The sequence below is a fragment of the Oceanisphaera submarina genome (assembly GCF_046521305.1).
GTDB classification, from domain to species: Bacteria; Pseudomonadota; Gammaproteobacteria; order Enterobacterales; family Aeromonadaceae; genus Oceanimonas; species Oceanimonas submarina.
In genome coordinates this window covers 302,828-319,110 of the sequence record NZ_JBKGFN010000001.1, presented here as the reverse complement: position 1 = coordinate 319,110, position 16,283 = coordinate 302,828, and the positions used below count along the sequence as shown (strand labels likewise).

General features: G+C 59.3%; 16 protein-coding genes and 2 pseudogenes. 16 read left to right on the top strand and 2 right to left on the bottom strand.

Annotation, left to right across the window (positions count from 1 at the left end):
• Positions 1–110 precede the first annotated feature (110 nt).
• The 15 genes and pseudogenes from ACLEIV_RS01690 to ACLEIV_RS01620 form a co-directional block, all read left to right on the top strand.
• Positions 111–272, top strand: a pseudogene (locus ACLEIV_RS01690) (LysR family transcriptional regulator); the annotation flags it as partial.
• Between the two features lie 48 nt (positions 273–320).
• Positions 321–518 (top strand): annotated as a pseudogene (locus ACLEIV_RS01685) (LysR substrate-binding domain-containing protein); the annotation flags it as partial.
• Positions 519–572: 54 nt separating this feature from the next.
• A complete protein-coding gene (locus ACLEIV_RS01680; RefSeq protein ID WP_410454931.1) occupies positions 573–1,112 on the top strand; it encodes a GFA family protein in 540 nt (179 codons plus the stop codon).
• 255 nt (positions 1,113–1,367) lie between these two features.
• On the top strand, positions 1,368–2,237 hold the full coding sequence (locus tag ACLEIV_RS01675) for a delta-class carbonic anhydrase (protein WP_410454930.1): 870 nt from the start codon (positions 1,368–1,370) through the stop codon (positions 2,235–2,237).
• Between the two features lie 210 nt (positions 2,238–2,447).
• Positions 2,448–2,642: a cupin domain-containing protein gene (locus ACLEIV_RS01670; protein WP_410454929.1), complete on the top strand. Its 195-nt coding sequence runs from the start codon at positions 2,448–2,450 to the stop codon at positions 2,640–2,642.
• Between the two features lie 22 nt (positions 2,643–2,664).
• Positions 2,665–3,351: an ABC transporter ATP-binding protein gene (locus ACLEIV_RS01665; protein WP_410454928.1), complete on the top strand. Its 687-nt coding sequence runs from the start codon at positions 2,665–2,667 to the stop codon at positions 3,349–3,351.
• A complete protein-coding gene (locus tag ACLEIV_RS01660) occupies positions 3,342–5,843 on the top strand; it encodes an ABC transporter permease (RefSeq protein WP_410454927.1) in 2,502 nt (833 codons plus the stop codon). The genes ACLEIV_RS01665 and ACLEIV_RS01660 overlap by 10 nt, the downstream gene beginning before the upstream one ends.
• On the top strand, positions 5,840–7,105 hold the full coding sequence (locus ACLEIV_RS01655) for a lipocalin-like domain-containing protein (RefSeq protein ID WP_410454926.1): 1,266 nt from the start codon (positions 5,840–5,842) through the stop codon (positions 7,103–7,105). The genes ACLEIV_RS01660 and ACLEIV_RS01655 overlap by 4 nt, the downstream gene beginning before the upstream one ends.
• Positions 7,106–7,168: 63 nt before the next feature.
• Complete coding sequence (locus tag ACLEIV_RS01650; RefSeq protein WP_410455086.1) at positions 7,169–7,681, top strand: substrate-binding domain-containing protein; 513 nt, start codon at positions 7,169–7,171, stop codon at positions 7,679–7,681.
• A gap of 166 nt (positions 7,682–7,847) precedes the next feature.
• Positions 7,848–8,270, top strand: a complete 423-nt coding sequence (locus ACLEIV_RS01645; RefSeq protein ID WP_410454925.1) for a GNAT family N-acetyltransferase — start codon at positions 7,848–7,850, stop codon at positions 8,268–8,270.
• An 87-nt stretch (positions 8,271–8,357) separates the two neighbouring features.
• Positions 8,358–9,149, top strand: coding sequence for a PhzF family phenazine biosynthesis protein (locus ACLEIV_RS01640; RefSeq protein ID WP_410454924.1), 792 nt, complete (start codon positions 8,358–8,360; stop codon positions 9,147–9,149).
• Positions 9,150–9,184: 35 nt separating this feature from the next.
• Complete coding sequence (locus ACLEIV_RS01635; RefSeq protein WP_410454923.1) at positions 9,185–9,844, top strand: LysE family transporter; 660 nt, start codon at positions 9,185–9,187, stop codon at positions 9,842–9,844.
• Between the two features lie 35 nt (positions 9,845–9,879).
• Complete coding sequence (locus ACLEIV_RS01630) at positions 9,880–10,095, top strand: hypothetical protein (RefSeq protein ID WP_410454922.1); 216 nt, start codon at positions 9,880–9,882, stop codon at positions 10,093–10,095.
• Between the two features lie 54 nt (positions 10,096–10,149).
• Positions 10,150–10,473, top strand: a complete 324-nt coding sequence (locus tag ACLEIV_RS01625; protein ID WP_410454921.1) for a cupin domain-containing protein — start codon at positions 10,150–10,152, stop codon at positions 10,471–10,473.
• Between the two features lie 129 nt (positions 10,474–10,602).
• Positions 10,603–11,571 (top strand): ribonuclease Z, encoded by a 969-nt coding sequence (locus ACLEIV_RS01620; protein WP_410454920.1) that lies wholly within the window; start codon positions 10,603–10,605, stop codon positions 11,569–11,571.
• Positions 11,572–11,626: 55 nt separating this feature from the next.
• Here the strand turns inward: ACLEIV_RS01620 and ACLEIV_RS01615 are convergent, their stop codons facing one another.
• Positions 11,627–12,820 carry an MFS transporter gene (locus ACLEIV_RS01615; RefSeq protein WP_410454919.1) on the bottom strand — a complete coding sequence of 398 codons (1,194 nt, stop codon included), beginning with the start codon at positions 12,818–12,820 and terminating at the stop codon, positions 11,627–11,629.
• A gap of 116 nt (positions 12,821–12,936) precedes the next feature.
• Here ACLEIV_RS01615 and ACLEIV_RS01610 point away from each other — a divergent pair, with 116 nt between their 5' ends.
• The gene (locus ACLEIV_RS01610) at positions 12,937–13,830 is read left to right on the top strand and encodes a LysR family transcriptional regulator (RefSeq protein WP_410454918.1); all 894 of its coding nucleotides are present in this window, start codon (positions 12,937–12,939) and stop codon (positions 13,828–13,830) included.
• Positions 13,831–13,930: 100 nt separating this feature from the next.
• On the opposite strand, the gene katG is transcribed toward ACLEIV_RS01610, so the two are convergent.
• The gene (gene katG / locus ACLEIV_RS01605; RefSeq protein WP_410454917.1) at positions 13,931–16,162 is read right to left on the bottom strand and encodes a catalase/peroxidase HPI; all 2,232 of its coding nucleotides are present in this window, start codon (positions 16,160–16,162) and stop codon (positions 13,931–13,933) included.
• Positions 16,163–16,283 lie beyond the last annotated feature (121 nt).

The following is a 16,283-nucleotide window of genomic DNA, read 5'->3' as shown; positions in this document are numbered from 1 at the left end:
GGTATGTGTCCTGGCCGGGCCGGTTAACCCTACCATTTCACCGGCAATGAGTCGTAAGCTGCCTCTGCGGTCCGGTACTTCCAGGCAAGGGATTTGCTCGGCGGTTTTCCCCTGCAGGCCGCGCACTGGGTATCCCCAAGTCCAAGCTTAGTCGACGTCTAGCGGGTCTTGAGGAAAGGCTGGGCGTGACACCGATTTATCGTTCTACCAGGCAGTTCAAGGTCACGGAGATAGGGCAGACTTCTGACCCATTGCAAGGCGATGCCGGTTGAAGCGAGGCGGCGCAGGAAGCAGTTGAATTCAGCCATGCGGAACCCTGCGGCACCATAAAGCTGACCTGCCCGATAGCGCGATTGGATTCCCACACAGGTCGGGTGCTTGCCGGGTTCATGGCGACATTTCCCAGAATAAATATTCATCTGGAGGTGACGAACCGACGAGTGGCTCTGGTCGCCGAAGGAATGGATATTGTCATCAGGATCCGCCCGGCCCGTCGGAGAACAGTGAGTTTGTTTTGAAGCTGTTGTCGGGGCGCGGCCTGTGCCTGGTGGCATCCCAAAAGGATATTATTCATGTGGTTTTCCCTTCAAGCAGGGAGCTGCTGCCTGCGGTTCGTGCATTATCCGACCACCTCGGCGAGTGTTATCCGGCCTTCAGGGAAGACTGACCCTACCGGGCCTATAAGAATGTATCAACAGGTTCAGCAGTGTCCTCCGTTCAGGGTTATGGGTCGCTCGCCACCCCTTGTTTATATGAATGAACAGACAGTCGTTAAATGCCACCGTAATCAATGCAGAAATAATCAATGCAGAAAACTACAGGGCGAAGATTACAGCTATTGGGTTGTTGTACCGCAATCGCAGTTTAATATTACTTCGGGTGAGGATAACGTCTCCACATACAAGGCGAGCGATGTTTCGAGTAAGTTCTTTTACTCTAATTGTGGTTCGGCCGCTTATTTTGTTAACGGGAAATGTTTTCCCGATGATGATGTCCTGCCACTGGGCGCTGTCGAAAGCTATGTGAATGAGCTGGCTCCCCGAATTCAGGTTTATACAACAGGCAAGGCTCCGTGGGTTACACTGCATGACGATGAGCCAATATATAGTTAACGGTAAAGTCCAACCGTAAATGTCTGTAGTCGAACCTATTTTAATTCTGAGAATACTATTGGATTATAAATGTTGAAGCAGTAATGGTGGCGGTCCTTACGCTTGTTCTGGCTAATCCTGTTTCGGTATAGACCAGGCCGTGTGACTTTGAACCGGCCGGTTTAACAGGTTCAGGATATGGCGTGCGGGACTTGATCCTGTTTTTCATACGTGAGTAAATTGGATTGTCAATCACCAATCCAAAGAGAAAAAACCATGAAAGCCAACGCGCTTCTTATACTGGTAACAACGGCAACAATATCATGTAACGTCTTTGCCGAAGACGTTGATTATAATATTCACGGTCAGGTGTCTGATCAGAAAATAGCCGAACAGCGACACAAGCTGGCGGAGAACATCAAGAGCCAGGGCTTCGGTCCTCAATCACCGCGTAATATCGATTCTATTAAGGGAAGTAACAATATTTCATTTAACGCCGCGCCTGCGTACGACAAAATGAATCTGTGCAATATTCATTTTCACAAGAATGCAGAACATACAGGCGGAGAGTTTTTGAAATATGCCGGTAATGGTGATGGTCACGGCTATCTGGGTGGTTATCAATATTCGGGAAAGCTAACCCAGGCAGAGTTGTTAGCGGTCGACCATGAGGTATGCCCAAGCAAGCATGGTAGCCTCTACCCTGGAGACACCATCGAAGTTCATTATGTCCATTCAAGCGCCCAGGTAACACCAGGGCCCACCCTGGACGCTTGCCTCAGTGAGTCGATCAATAACCCACAATTGCGTGTAGAAACCCAGGTGTATGTCCTGGTCAATGACCACAATGCTCGTGACTTCGGTGCGTTAACAGATTTTGGGCAGATAAACGGATTACAGCAGGCCTTGAATATTCCCAACGATACCGGAATACCTGTTCAATATGCGGGTTCAACCACGGGCCCTGGTTACAACGAAGTCGGCTCGCCTTTTCAGGTAACCTGGAGTGTGCGTCCCGAAGTTACCAAGGTCAACATTGCTACCGTAGGCGAGTGGTGCAAGGGAAATGTCTTCAACGAAGATCATGCTCATGGTGTAAGAAATCTCGTCACCAATCCGGATTTGCTTTCCACCATCAAAAGATAACGTGATCGCCTTACATTTTCATTTGTCGGGGCTGCGTGCCACCATGAGGTTGTTTACGGCATTCAGCGGCTGCCACGCGGTAAATAATGACAAGCGTTATTTGGCTGATTCGGGCACCTCATTCTGATTTACGTGCTTTCCGGCATGTTGTCTTCGGCCAGTTGCCAGTTGCCAGTTGCCAGTCGTTGGCGTCGCTGAGCAGCGGGTGCCATGAACAGCATCTTTGAAAACATGCCATCGGATCTGTCGGGCGAGCATTTTCTGGACCTGCTTAAGACGCCGAATGTTCGCATAGCGCGCATCGTGTCCAGGGGGCGCAGCTCGGCCGGGGCGGGCTGGTTTGATCAGGACGAATGGGTCATGGTGCCGGAGGGGACGGGTACCGGTGTCGTTAAACCGCGGTAGTGTTAACAATACGGAGGTCTCCATGCTTGAGTTTCGCCATGTCTGCAAGGCTTACACCACCCCTCAGGGATCGCTAAGCGTGTTGTCAGGCGTAGATCTGCACCTTGGCGCCGGTGAAAGTCTGGCGTTGATGGGCGAGTCGGGCAGCGGAAAGTCGACGCTGCTGCACCTGGCGGCGGGGCTCGATTTGCCCGACCAGGGCGAGGTCTACATCGGTCATCAGTCTCTGGCCAACCTGAATGAGTCCGGCCGGGCGCGTATCAGACGCAACAGGCTCGGCCTGGTGTTTCAGCAGTTTCATCTGGTTGCCAGCTTGAACGTGGCCGATAATTTGCGCCTGCAGGCCCGGTTGGCGGGGCGTGAAGATGCGGCCTGGTCGACCAGGCTGCTGGCGCGACTGGAGCTTGCCGGGCGCGAACGTCAGTATCCCGAGCAATTGTCCGGCGGTCAGCAACAGCGTTTGGCCATTGGTCGCGCGCTGGCGTCTCGCCCGGCGTTGTTGCTGGCCGACGAGCCTACCGGCAATCTTGACGAAACCACCGCCGAGACCGTGCTCGAGCTGTTACTGGAGCTGGTTGCCGAAAGCGGCAGCAGCCTGCTGATGGTGACGCACAGCCCCAGGGTTGCGGCCCCGCTGGATCGTCGAGTGATACTGCGCCGTGGTCAACTGCTGGCCGACACCGCCAGGAGTCGTTTGCCATGCGCCTGACGGTGGTGGTGCTGACGACGCTGTTATCGCACTATCGGCGCCATCCTGGCCAGTTGGCCATGCTGCTGTTGGGGCTCTGGGTGGCGGGGGCGCTATGGAGCGGTGTGCAGGCCATCAACGCCTCGGCGCGAGAAAACTATGCACGGGCCGAGGCACTGCTGGGCAGCGGCTTTGATCGTCTGGAACGTGAGGACGGACAGGCACTGACCCGAGGCGACTTCATCCAGCTGCGCCGGGCGGGGGTACTGGTCTCGCCACTGCTAGAGGGTGAGCTGGTGACCGACAGCGGCAAGAAACTCACTCTCATTGGGATAGATCCACTCACCTTGCCCGGTAACAGCACGCTGGCCCACACTCGGGCACCGGGTAAGTTGCAGGACTTTATTATGCCTCCCTGGCAGACCCGTTTGGCGCCAGATACTCGCTCCCGGCTGGGCACTCACCCAACATTGCCCGGTGGTACGCCTTTTCCGCCCATGATGGAGGTGCCCGAGCTGCCGCCCAATACGCTGGTGATGGATATTGCGATTGCCGCCCGGCTGCTGGATGCCGGCGATTCGATCACCGCGCTGGTGAGCGCCAGGAATGTCCTGTCTGCGGCTCCCGACGGATTCACGCTGGTGCGCGCCGATACTCGGACCAGCCCCGGTGAGCTGACCCAAAGCTTTCATCTCAACCTCACGGCCATGGCGATGCTGGCGCTGATTGTCGGCTTGTTTATCGTGCAGGCGGCGCTGGGGCTGGCGCTGGAGCAACGCCTTGGGTCGTTGCGCACGCTCCGTGCCCTTGGCGTGTCCGCTCACACCCTGGTTGTCCTGCTGGCGCTGGAGCTTGTGTTGCTGGGGCTGCCTGGTGCACTGGCAGGGCTGGTCAGCGGCTTGTGGCTGGCCAAAGTCCTGCTGCCCGACGTGGCCGCCACCTTGCAAAGCCTGTACGGCGCCAAGGTTAGCGGCACGCTCAGCCTGCCCTGGCATTACTGGCTGGGCGGTATCGGGGTAACGCTGGGCGGCCTCCTCATTGCCGGCAGCGGCGTGCTGTGGCGGGCAAGCCGTATCAGTCTGCTCGGACTCGGTCAGGCGCAGGCGTGGCGAGCCGGTTTTCAGCACCAGCTGCGGGTGCAGACTCGGCTGGGCGCGGTGGCTGCGTTGTCGGCGTTGGTGTTCGGGCTATGGTTGATAACCCGGCCCGGCGGCGAAGGGTTGGGCGCGGGGTTCGGACTGGTCGCGGCCATTATGTTGGCCGCTGCCTTGTGGCTATCACCGCTGCTGGCCTGGCTACTGTCTTTGTCGCTTCAGGGGCTGACACGCCTGGCTCACAGTTGGCCACTCACCCAGTGGGCCCTGGCCGATTTGCAGCTGCAACTGCCACGGTTGTCGCTGGCCATGATGGCGCTGCTGATGGCGCTGGCTGCCAACCTGGGTGTCGGCAGCATGGTCGGCGGTTTTCGTCTGACTTTTCTCGACTGGCTCGATCAGCGGATGATGGCGGATCTTTACCTCAAGCCGCCGGCGGCACGGTTCGCCGATATCGACACCTGGCTTGCCCGGCGCGATGCGGTCAAGGAGCGGCTGATCACCGCCAACGCCGAATCTCAGCTACTCGAGATCACCACAGGCAACACCGAGCCCCGTCGCCGGGGCCTGCCGCTACCGGTATTTGGCATCACGCCGGGGCAAACGTTGACGGCTGGCTGGCCATTGCTCGCCACCCTTGGCGGGCGAGACGCCGCCTGGCAGGCGTTTCGGCATGGCGAGGCTTTTATCAACGAGCAGCTGGCCCTGGGCGAAGGCGTTGTTCTGGGCGACCGACTAAGCCTGGCCATCCCCGGCGGGGTCGAACGTGTCACCGTGGTGGGCATCTACCCCGATTACGGTAACCCGCGGGGCGAAGTGGTGCTGGCCACGCAGCAGGTGCGGCGGCTGTTCGGGGTGCCGCCGGCCTCTATCGGTATCGTGATGCAGACTGGCGAGGATGCCGGCCTGCTACGCCGACAGCTGAGCGAACGCTTCGCTCTGACACCGCAGAGTTTGCGCGACCAGCGGGAAGTCAAGGCCACGGCAACCGCCATCTTCGAGCGCACCTTTGCCATCACCCGGGCGTTGAATGGCCTGACCCTTGCCGTGGCGGCGTTGGCGCTGCTGGCGTCCCTGCTGGCTCAAGCCCGGGAACGGCGCCAACGCATGGCAACACTCTGGGCGATGGGCGTGCCACTGCGTCGGCTGCTTGCTATTCAGCTGGCTCAGCTGGCCGGTGCCGCCCTGGTCACGGGCCTGCTGGCCATTCCTCTGGGCATTGCCATTACCGCCTGCCTGGTGTGGGGCATTAATGTGGCGGCCTTTGGCTGGCGGCTGCCGCTGCATTTTTTTCCCGGCGAAATGAGCCTGACCCTGGTCATCGCCGGGCTGGTAGCCCTGCTGGCGGCGGGTCTGCCGATGTTCAAGCTGTGGCGCACGCCCCCCCGGGCATTGCTGGCCGAGGAGGAAAGCGGATGATCAAACGGTGGCAGCTGAGCTTATCGGGTCGAGGCCTGTCCATGCTGTGCCTGCTGTTGTTGCTCCTGGCCTGTGGTCCGGCGCCTGAACCCGGCTCGGAGGCCAGATCTGAGCCTGGCAATCGCTCGGATCCGGGTACGGACCCGCGTGGCGGCAGAGCCGGCTTTGCCGGTTTGGGCGCATCAAGCCAGGGCTATGCCCACGCCAGCCCCGCGATGGCCCTTGGTTTTCCTGAGGATCACGGCCCGCACCCGGACTTTCGTATCGAGTGGTGGTATCTCACGGCCAATCTGGAAGACGAGCATGGCGAGCCGCTGGGCATGCAGTGGACGCTGTTTCGCCAGGCGCAACAGTCCAAGGCACCCGCCGTACCGGCAGCCGGCGCTGCCGATCTCGAGATTAGCTCTAGCGACGGGCCCTGGGCGGCGGAACAACTGTGGATGGCGCACATGGCGCTGTCCCGTGGCGAGCGGCACCGTGTGGCCGAACGCTTCGCGCGGGGCCCCGGCGTGCCACTCCCGGGTGCCGAACAGCAGGCCGGCGTGACGGCCCGGCCTTTTCGTGCCTGGCTGGACGACTGGCGGCTTGAAAGCCGGATCACGGAATCCGGGAGTGATGCACTGGACCACCTGCGTTTGACGGCAGCGGCCGAGGGCGAACAAGGTCCCTTTGGTTATCAACTGGAACTCGAAGCCGAAGGCCCCCTGGTGCGCCACGGCCTTAACGGCTTCAGCCAGAAATCGGCCGATGGCCAGGGCTCCATGTATTACAGTCAGCCCTTTTATCGGGTCGGCGGCGAGGTGATGCTGGACGGCGAGCGCATGGCGGTGAGCGGGCGGGCCTGGCTGGATCGGGAATGGAGCAGTCAACTGCTGAGCGGCAGCCAAACCGGCTGGGACTGGTTTTCGTTGCACCTGAACAGTGGCGCCCGGCTGATGGCCTTTCGCCTGCGCGGTGGGGGCGCAAACCATGACGACTATATTTCCGGCAGCTGGATCACCTCCGCTGGCGAGGTCACGCCGCTGACTGCCAAAGCGTTAACACTGATGCCGCAGGCGTTTGCCAGGGTCGCCGGCCATCGCGTGCCGGTGCGCTGGCGGCTGACGCTGCCAGCGCAGAACCTTGAGCTGGAGATAACGGCGCGCCACGCGAATCGCTGGATGAACACCTCCGTGCCCTACTGGGAAGGTGCGGTCGGTGTGACCGACGTCAGAAGTGGAGCACAGCGCGGCCAGGGCTATCTGGAAATGACCGGGTATTGATGTGCAGGCAAAGGGTGACTCATCTTCTGGAGCTGCAACGCCAGCACCCGGGATTGATTATCGATTATCGATTATCGCTTTGCACCCAATGCCGACGTAGAAAAAGCCATCGCGGCCGATGGCCTGGATTTCGGGTTGATGAGTCGTCTCGCCACGCGGGATGAGGTACATTGTCAGCCGGTTGCCGAAGAACCCTTGCTGCTGGTAACGCCGGCCACAGTTACGGCCCCAAGCTGGCCCACCTTGTTGCAGCTTGGCTTTATCGATCATCCGGATGGGGCACACCATGCAGGCCTGCTGCTGGGGGCCAACTACCCCGAGTTTCAACACAGCAATCTGTTTGAAAAAAAAGGGTTTTCCAACCAGATAAACCTTATTCTCGAACCGGTGAGCATGGGACTGGGGTTTACCGTCTTGCCGGCCCATGCGGTAGCCGCATTTCAAAAGCCACAACAGGTCAACGGCCATCGGTTGAGCCATCCGGTGAGTGAAACCCTCTATCTCGGGGTCAACCGCAACCGGGCCTTGCCCAACCGGGTGCACAGCGTAATGGCCGAGGCCAGGAAGTGGCTGTGATTGTTATCGTTAATCGTGCACGACAGGCACAGGCACCGCTTAAACGGGTGCCGATACGCCAGGCGTCATCCGGGATTACCCCTAATTAAGTGGCGGCGCTGGTAAAGGCACAAAGGGCAGCAGATTGAATGAGACAAGCTGTATGGCCGAATAGAGAGCAACAATAATGACTAAAGACATGGATATCGATTTCAAGGTAAACAGCCCGCTCGGTACCGAGCAGTTTATTGGTCTGTTGGTCGGCTCCACCCTGGGTGAGCGGCGGCCGGTGAACGACTCCGTTTGCATGCAGGGCATGCTGGACAACGCCAACCTCATCGTCAGTGCCTGGCAGGGCGACCAGCTTGTCGGTATTGCCCGCAGCATGACCGACTTTCATTATGCCTGCTATCTGTCGGATCTGGCGGTGCATGAAAACTACCAGAAGCTGGGCATCGGCAAGCGTTTACAGGCGCTCACGCAAGAGCAGCTGGGCCCCTTGTGCAAGCTTATTTTGATTGCGGCGCCGGCGGCCAATGGCTATTACGAGCAGCTGGGTTATAGCCATAATGACCGGTGCTGGGTGAAGGAACAGGCCACCGGCGTTTAGCACAGGCAGCCGTACCAGAGTTATTGATACTCTGTGCCGCACACGCCTGGTTGTGCCCAGGTGACAACATAAAATGGAGTTCATGGAATGGAATTAAGTTTATTTGTGGTGGATGCGTTTACCGACCGGCAGTTCAAGGGTAATTCGGCCGCCGTGGTGCCGGTCACCGAATGGCCACAAGACGCCTTGATGCAACAGATTGCCACCGAAAATAACCTGTCGGAAACCGCCTTCATCAAGGCGATCGACCAGGGGCGGTATGCGATACGCTGGTTTTCTCCGATCACCGAAATCGATTTTTGTGGTCACGCCACTCTGGCGGCGTCGTTCGTGCTGTTCAACCATTTGGGCTGTGCCGGTGAAATCGAGTATGTCACCCAAACCGTGGGCAGCCTGACGGTGGTGCAGCTGGCTGACGGACGCATCGAGATGAGCTTTCCCAATCAGGCGCCCGAGCTGGTGGCCAAGGTGCCCGCCGCCTTGCTGGAAGGGCTGTCGGCCACCCCGGTCGAGGTGCTGAAAAACCGCCAGGCCTACGTGGTGGTATTGGCATCGCAAGCCGAGGTTCGTGAGCTGAGCTATCGGTCGGAACTGCTGAAAACACTGGCCCCATTCGATGTGGTGGTGACGGCGGCGGCGACCGAACATGATTTTGTCTCCCGCTACTTCTGGCCCGCCAATGGTGGCGATGAAGATCCGGTGACCGGCTCGATACACGCGGCGCTGGCCCCTTACTGGGCACAACGGCTGTCTAAATCGGAGCTGGTGGCCTACCAGGCCTCGGCCCGCGGCGGGATTGTGCATTGTCGAATGGTCAATGATCGAGTACTGGTGTCCGGCCATGGTGTCCTGTATCTGAAAGGGCACATCTACGTTTAACGACCGATTTTTACGTTCATAAGGGAGTATTAACATTGGATATCGCGTTACTGACCATTTTCATTACCGTCGCCATGGCTCACTTTCTCGCCTTGCTCAGCCCGGGACCGGACTTTTTGCTGGTGGTAAAAAGTGCGATGCGAAACAACAAGCAAATGGCGCTGGGCGTGGCTGTGGGTATTGCCACGGCCAATGCCGTTTATATCGCGCTTTGTCTGGTGGGGGTCGGTGCCATACTGGCGAGCTCTCTTTTTGTCATGACCCTGCTCAAGTTTGCCGGTGGTGCTTTTCTCACCTATCTGGCCATTTCGGCCATCAGGGCGAAGAAGGCAAGCTACACCGCTTTAAATGCGTCTGTCTCGTCTGCGGCAGGCCATGGCACCACCTATGCGAGAGAATTTTTGACCGGCTTTGCATCCGGTATTCTCAACCCTAAAAACCCTCTCTTTTATCTCAGCCTGTTCACACTGGTACTGAATAATGAGGTAGGGCTCTGGTTCAAGATAGGGCTGGGTATCTGGATGACACTGGTGGTGTTTTTGTGGGATGCGTTCATTATTTATGCACTGTCACGCGAGGGCGTTCGGCGCCGTTTCAACCGTATGGCGTTTTATATCGACAAGGTTACCGGCTCCATTCTGGGGGTGTTCGGGCTTACCTTGGTTCATTCGGCCATCTTCGACGGTAAAAAATAGCTGGCGACCGTCACGCCATGATCAACGAGGGTGCAGTGGATGAAATAACAAGTAACCAGCAGTATTTCGAGCAGCGGCAGTTGCCGTTGCAGAACAGCCTGTTTATCCGTACCAAATTGCACAATGTCGACTTTAGCGAACCCGGTCATTTCAATATCAATGTGCTGGAGAATACGCTTACCAAGGCCCGGTTTTCGCGCTACGAAGCGCTGAGTCTGCTCGAGAACCTGGGCATAGAGCTGGTCGACTAGGCTGCGGTTCAACGATTCGCCGCTACCTATCACCCTTCGGCGCAAGGCCCGAGAATGAATAACATATTTGACAACCTGCCGGCAGATCTGTCGCGCGAGCACTTTCTGGATCTGCTCAACACGCCGAGTGTTCGCATAGAACGGATAGTGTCGAAGGGGCACGACTCGCCCGAGGCGGGCTGGTACGATCAGGATGAAGACGAGTGGGTCATGGTGCTGGAAGGCGAGGGAACCCTGGCGTTTGAAGGTGGCCGGGTTGTCACCCTTAGCAAGGGCGGTTTTATTCATATTCCCGCCCATTGCCGACACCGAGTCAGCCATACCCGGCCAGACGACATTACCGTGTGGCTGGCCGTCTTTTTCAGCCCGGCCGGATAAGACTGTTATCCGGAGCGGCGGTGTGCAAGGTGATGCTACTCCTGAAAATGCCGGAGTGCTCGCCGCTTCGCGCCGTATTAATGGGGGCCTGCGGAGTTGATACGCGAGCAAACGATCTGAGGGCGAAACATGGAACTCATCTTTTTAGGCACCTCGTCGGGATCGCCCACCAAGAGCCGAAATGTTTCGGGGCTGGCGCTGAGAAAGTCCGGCGCCAGGCCCTGGATCCTGGTCGACTGTGGCGAGGGCACCCAGCACCGGCTGTTGCATACCCCCTTGTCGCTGAGCCGTTTGCAGACCATCTGTATCACTCATGTGCATGGGGATCACTGTTATGGTCTGCCGGGCTTGCTGGCCAGCGCGGCCATGGCGGGGCGACGGGCGCCGCTCACCATTATCGGACCCGCCGCCCTGCAAGGATGGCTGGAGGCCACCCAAGAGGCCACTCATCTGACGCTGGGCTACCCGCTGCATTTTATCGATGTTGCGGCGCTGGCCGGGCGGCAAGATTGGGTGGTGGCGGAGGGCTTCAATATTACGGTGTTGCCGCTGTCTCATCGGGTACCGTCTTTTGGTTATGAATTTGTCGAAACGGGGCAGCCGTGCAAGCTCGATGTGGACAGGCTGAAGGCAGACAACATTGAACCCGGGCCTTTATGGGGGCGGCTGCAGCGGGGCGAACGGGTGACACTGGCGGACGGGCGGGTGATTGACGGCCGCGATTATCTGCTGGCATTGTGGGCGCCGCGCAAGGTCATTATCTGCGGCGACAACGACAATCCCGCCTTGATCGCAGAGCGTGCCGGTTCGGTTGATGTGCTGGTGCACGAGGCCACTTTTACCCAGGCCATCGCCAACAAGTTGGGCACCGGGCCGCAGCACAGTTCGGCCATGAGCATTGCGCAGTGCGCCGCCGAAGCCTCGGTGCCCAACCTGATCCTCACTCATTTCAGCCCACGCTATAAAGACGGTGGCGCGGGGTTGACCATTAAGGATATAGAGCAGGAAGCGGGGCATTATTACGGCGGAATCTTGTTTCTGGCCCGGGACCTGGATGTGTTTCATCTGGATCGATCGGGGGGGCTCAGCCGTCGATAGTGCGGTGTCTGCCGATAGAGGTGCCGGCGTAGGGATATTTCCCTAGTGAGGGCAGTCAGGCTGCGGACTGCATTGGCCTGCGCCTGGCGCTGACACTCAGTATCCACAAGGCCAGGATAACCAGCAGCACCGCATCCGCCATCAGCGTTATAAATACGGCCTCCAGCGAACCCGTTGTTTCGCGGATATACCCGGCCAGCAGATTACCCAGGGAGCCGCCCATGCCAAAGGTTACCATGCAGATGCCATTGATTTGCATGGTGGCGGTAGCGGAGTAGTGCCGGCCAATCCAGCCCGCCAGTACGCCCCACATGGGGAAATACATCAGGCCGTAACCAACGCCGGCGAGCAGCGCAAACTGGCCCGGATCGTAGATAAACGCCGCCAGCCCCAGGGCGAAGCCGCCGAATATCACCAACAATGCCACGCCGTGACCCTTGCGGTCGGCCAGCTTGCCGGTGAGCACTCCTGCTACCATGCCGGTGAGCCCCACTGTGGTCCAGGTGTAGCCGCCGAGGGCGGCAGGCAGGGCCAGTTGGTCCAGATAGGTGTTGAGCCAGTTGGAAAAGGGCATGGTGGCAAACCCGACCAGAAAGCAGATCAGGCAGGCAAAGAAGGCGGTTTGCTCGCCCAAAATGGTGCTTAACAGCTTCGAGGCGGGAATGACCGACTCAAGGGGCTCGGCCTCGGCGGTTAACGGTTTTTTTAACCCGTTTAGCAGGTACCAGGTCAGGCAGACCACCAGCAGCCCCATCATCCCCGCTATTTGCCAGCCCTGTTGCCAGCCGAGGGAGGGAATCACCAGCAGGATCAGCAGGCCATTCAGGCCATACCCCCAGGCCGTACCGCTGGATACGGCCGAGAGGTAGGTCGAACGCTGCTCGGGTCGGGCATGGCGGCTGATTATCTCCACTATGGTTCCCCAGCTGATGGCGGCACTGGCAGCCAGGCAGGTCAGCGCCAGGGTAATGTATAACGGGTCTTGCAGTTGCGACATGGTAAACAGCAGGCTGGTAGCCAGGCTGCCGGTCAGCAGCGACAGGCGTGCGGTTCCCAGCCGATGGCCAAGCAATCCGAGCAGCATGGCGCCGGCGAGATAGGCCAGCTGGGTGAGAGCACCGATAGCGGCAAGGTGCCAGTGGCTGAGGGCAATGGACTCCCGCATCAGCGGCACCAGTGCGGCAAACAGGAAGATGCCAAACCCGTGGCTGACGATTTGGTTCATTCCGAATATCACGGCCATCTTCATCGCTGTCTCTCCCTGAACTGATGATGAATCGATAACCAGTCCATCCTGAATGCTTGCCAGTTTTCGGTAAATCGATAAATATCAATATCTGCCTTCAATAAAATTGAAATCTTATCATGCGTGACTTACCCATAACTCTGCTGCGGACCTTTGTGGTGGTGGCGGAAACACTCAACCTGACGATGGCGGCTGGCCGGCTGCACCGGGCACCCTCTACCATCAGCATGCAGTTGAACCGGCTGGAAGGACTGGTCACCGCCGAGCTGATGGAACGCGGGCAATATGGAGTACGGTTAACCCCGGCCGGAGAGTCGCTCCGGGCTCATGCCCAGCAGTTGCTAAACCTGCATGATCGGATCCTGGGTTCGTTTCAGAACGCGGATATCGGCGGCAAGGTGCGCTTCGGCACCCATGATCAATATGCCACCCGTAGCCTGCCCCCGTTGCTGGAAGCCTTTGTCCTCAACTACCCGGAAGCGAGACTGGAAGTGTTCTGTGATCATCGACCCCATTATCTGGCGTCGCTGGTCAGGGAAGGCAAGCTGGACCTTGCCCTGGTGGAAATGCCGGAACTGTCGGGCGAGGGACAACGTCTCGGTCGTGATGAGCTGGTGTGGGTGCGCTCGGAGATGCACATGGCGCATCTGCGGGAGCCCTTGCCACTGGCGATGTTTGTTGAAGGCTGTTATCACAGGGACACGGCGCGTCGGGCGCTGGAGCGGGCGGAAACGTCCTATCGTATCGCCTTTACCAGTCAGAGCCGGGCGGGGGTGCTGGCGGCGGTGCGGGCGGGGATTGGGGTCGGGGTGATCCCGCGCAAGACGCTGGAACCGGGCATGGTGGTGATTGATGAGGGGTTGCCTTCTCTGCCCAGGACCGACACTACTCTGTTTGTGGCCGAACAGATTAACGAGGCGACGGCCCGTCTGGCGCAGATCATAGAGGACAGTCCGCAGTTTACCCGTGCCGAGCCCGGAGTGCCGTACCGGCAACAGAGTCCGCTGGATTAGGGAACCGTTACACGGTATCGGGGCACCCCTGAATAAAAGTACCAGCCGAGACACCGCCCGGGTGCCGGTATTGCCGGCACCCGGGCGGTGATTGGCCGGATCAGGCGAGTTCGAAGCGGTCCGCGTTCATCACCTTGTTCCAGACGGTGACAAAATCGCGCACGAATGTCTCTCTGGCGTCAGCCTGGGCATACACTTCCGACACCGCCCGCAACTGGGAGTTGGAGCCGAAAATCAGATCGACGCGTGTCGCCGTCCACTTCACATTCCCCGTTTGGCGGTCTCGTCCCTCAAACACATCCTCTTCACCGCTGGCGGGCTGCCACACAGTGTCCATGTCGAGCAGGTTGACGAAGAAGTCGTTGCTCAGCGTTTCCGGGTGGCGGGTAAAGACCCCATGTTGTGTCCTTTCGTAGTTGGCATCCAGCACCCGCATGCCGCCTAGCAGCACCGTCATTTCCGGCGCGCTCAGTTGCAGCAGTTGTGCCTTGTCCACCAACATTTCTTCGTCCGACACGGCGAATTTGGTACGGCGATAGTTGCGAAAACCATCGGCCTGTGGCTTGAGCGGCGCGAAGGACTCCACATCGGTCTGCTCCTGCGAGGCATCGGTGCGGCCCGGCGTGAAGGGGACTTCGATGGGGTGTCCGGCATCGTTGGCGGCCAGCTCAACGGCGGCGGCCCCGCCCAGTACGATCACGTCGGCCAGCGATACCCGCTTGTTACCGGTTTGCGCCTGATTGAAGTCGTTCTGTATGCCTTCCAGCACCTTCAGTACCTTTGCCAGTTGCACCGGTTGGTTAACTTCCCAGTCTTTCTGCGGCGCCAGGCGCAGGCGAGCACCGTTGGCGCCGCCGCGTTTGTCGGAGCCACGGAAGGTCGAGGCCGACGCCCAGGCGGTGGCTACCAGCTCGGAGACCGACAGCCCGGAAGCCAGCAACGTGCTCTTGAGGCTGGCGATGTCCTGCTCGTTAACCAGCTCGTGATCGAGGGCCGGTACCGGGTCTTGCCAGATCAGTTCTTCTTTCGGGACCTCGGGGCCCAGGTAGCGCGAGATGGGGCCCATGTCTCTGTGGGTCAGCTTGTACCAGGCCCGGGCGAAGGCGTCGGCGAACTCGTCCGGATGGGCATGAAAGTGCGCCGAAATCTTGCGATAGGCCGGATCTTCCCGCATCGCCATGTCGGCGGTGGACATCATGGGCGCATGGTGCTTGTTCGGGTTGTGGGCATCCGGCACCGTGCCTTTGGCGGCGGCGTCTTTCGGCGTCCATTGGTGAGCGCCGGCCGGGCTCTTGGTCAATTCCCATTCATAGCCGAACAGGGTGTCGAAGTAGCTCATGTCCCATTGGGTCGGAGTCGGGGTCCAGGCGCCTTCCAGGCCGCTGGTGATGGTATCTTCGCCCGCGCCGCTGCCCATGCTGTTGATCCAGCCGAGGCCCATGGCCTCGAGAGGGGCCGCTTCCGGCTCCGGGCCCAGATGAGCGGGATCGCCGGCGCCGTGGGTTTTGCCGAAGGTGTGTCCGCCGGCGGTCAGAGCCACGGTTTCAACGTCGTTCATCGCCATGCGGGCGAAGGTTTCGCGAATGTCGCGGGCAGAGCCGAGCGGATCGGGCTTGCCGTCCGGGCCTTCCGGGTTGACGTAAATCAGGCCCATCTGCACGGCGGCGAGCGGGTTTTCCAGCTTGCGATTGCCGGCGTACCGGCTGTTGGCTTTGTCGCTGGTGGCCAGCCACTCCTGCTCGGCACCCCAGTAAATGTCTTCTTCCGGCTCCCAGATGTCTTGACGACCGCCGGCAAAGCCGAAGGTCTTGAAACCCATGGACTCCAGCGCCACGTTGCCGGTCAGTATCAGCAGATCGGCCCAGGAGATCTTGTTGCCGTATTTTTGCTTGATGGGCCACAGCAGGCGACGGGCCTTGTCCAGGTTGCCGTTGTCGGGCCAGCTGTTGAGCGGGGCAAAGCGTTGCGAGCCACTGCCGGCGCCACCGCGGCCATCGCCGATGCGATAGGTGCCGGCGCTGTGCCAGGCCATACGGATGAAGAGGGGACCGTAGTGGCCATAGTCGGCCGGCCACCAGTCTTGCGAGTCGGTCATCAGCACATGCAGGTCTTTTTTCACCGCGGCCAGATCGAGGCTCTTGAAGGCCTCGGCGTAGTTGAAGTCTGCGCCCAGGGGATTCAACTCGGCGGTGTTCTGGTGCAGTATCCTGAGGTTCAGCTGATTAGGCCACCAGTGCAGGTTTGCCGTGCCGTTGTTACCCTGCTTGGTACGAGAACCGTGCATGACCGGGCATGTTCCGGTACTGGCTGCGTCCTGTTTATTTTCGTTCATCAATTATTTCTCCAGTGTTGGTGATGCTAATTGAACTGCTCGGTAAAACTGACGGCGGGTTACTGCTAACTGGTTGTTGCACCAGCTTGTCGCCATCCGGCCCCGACAGGTATACCACTCC

Coding starts and splice junctions, on each gene's coding strand:
- ACLEIV_RS01615 (WP_410454919.1), bottom strand. CDS start 12,820: ATGAAGATGGCCGTGATATTCGGAATGAACCAAATCGTCAGCCACGGG.
- ACLEIV_RS01610 (WP_410454918.1), top strand. CDS start 12,937: ATGCGTGACTTACCCATAACTCTGCTGCGGACCTTTGTGGTGGTGGCG.
- ACLEIV_RS01640 (WP_410454924.1), top strand. CDS start 8,358: ATGGAATTAAGTTTATTTGTGGTGGATGCGTTTACCGACCGGCAGTTC.
- ACLEIV_RS01670 (WP_410454929.1), top strand. CDS start 2,448: ATGAACAGCATCTTTGAAAACATGCCATCGGATCTGTCGGGCGAGCAT.
- ACLEIV_RS01655 (WP_410454926.1), top strand. CDS start 5,840: ATGATCAAACGGTGGCAGCTGAGCTTATCGGGTCGAGGCCTGTCCATG.
- ACLEIV_RS01645 (WP_410454925.1), top strand. CDS start 7,848: ATGACTAAAGACATGGATATCGATTTCAAGGTAAACAGCCCGCTCGGT.
- ACLEIV_RS01620 (WP_410454920.1), top strand. CDS start 10,603: ATGGAACTCATCTTTTTAGGCACCTCGTCGGGATCGCCCACCAAGAGC.
- ACLEIV_RS01665 (WP_410454928.1), top strand. CDS start 2,665: ATGCTTGAGTTTCGCCATGTCTGCAAGGCTTACACCACCCCTCAGGGA.
- katG (WP_410454917.1), bottom strand. CDS start 16,162: ATGAACGAAAATAAACAGGACGCAGCCAGTACCGGAACATGCCCGGTC.
- ACLEIV_RS01675 (WP_410454930.1), top strand. CDS start 1,368: ATGAAAGCCAACGCGCTTCTTATACTGGTAACAACGGCAACAATATCA.
- ACLEIV_RS01660 (WP_410454927.1), top strand. CDS start 3,342: ATGCGCCTGACGGTGGTGGTGCTGACGACGCTGTTATCGCACTATCGG.
- ACLEIV_RS01625 (WP_410454921.1), top strand. CDS start 10,150: ATGAATAACATATTTGACAACCTGCCGGCAGATCTGTCGCGCGAGCAC.
- ACLEIV_RS01680 (WP_410454931.1), top strand. CDS start 573: ATGTGGTTTTCCCTTCAAGCAGGGAGCTGCTGCCTGCGGTTCGTGCAT.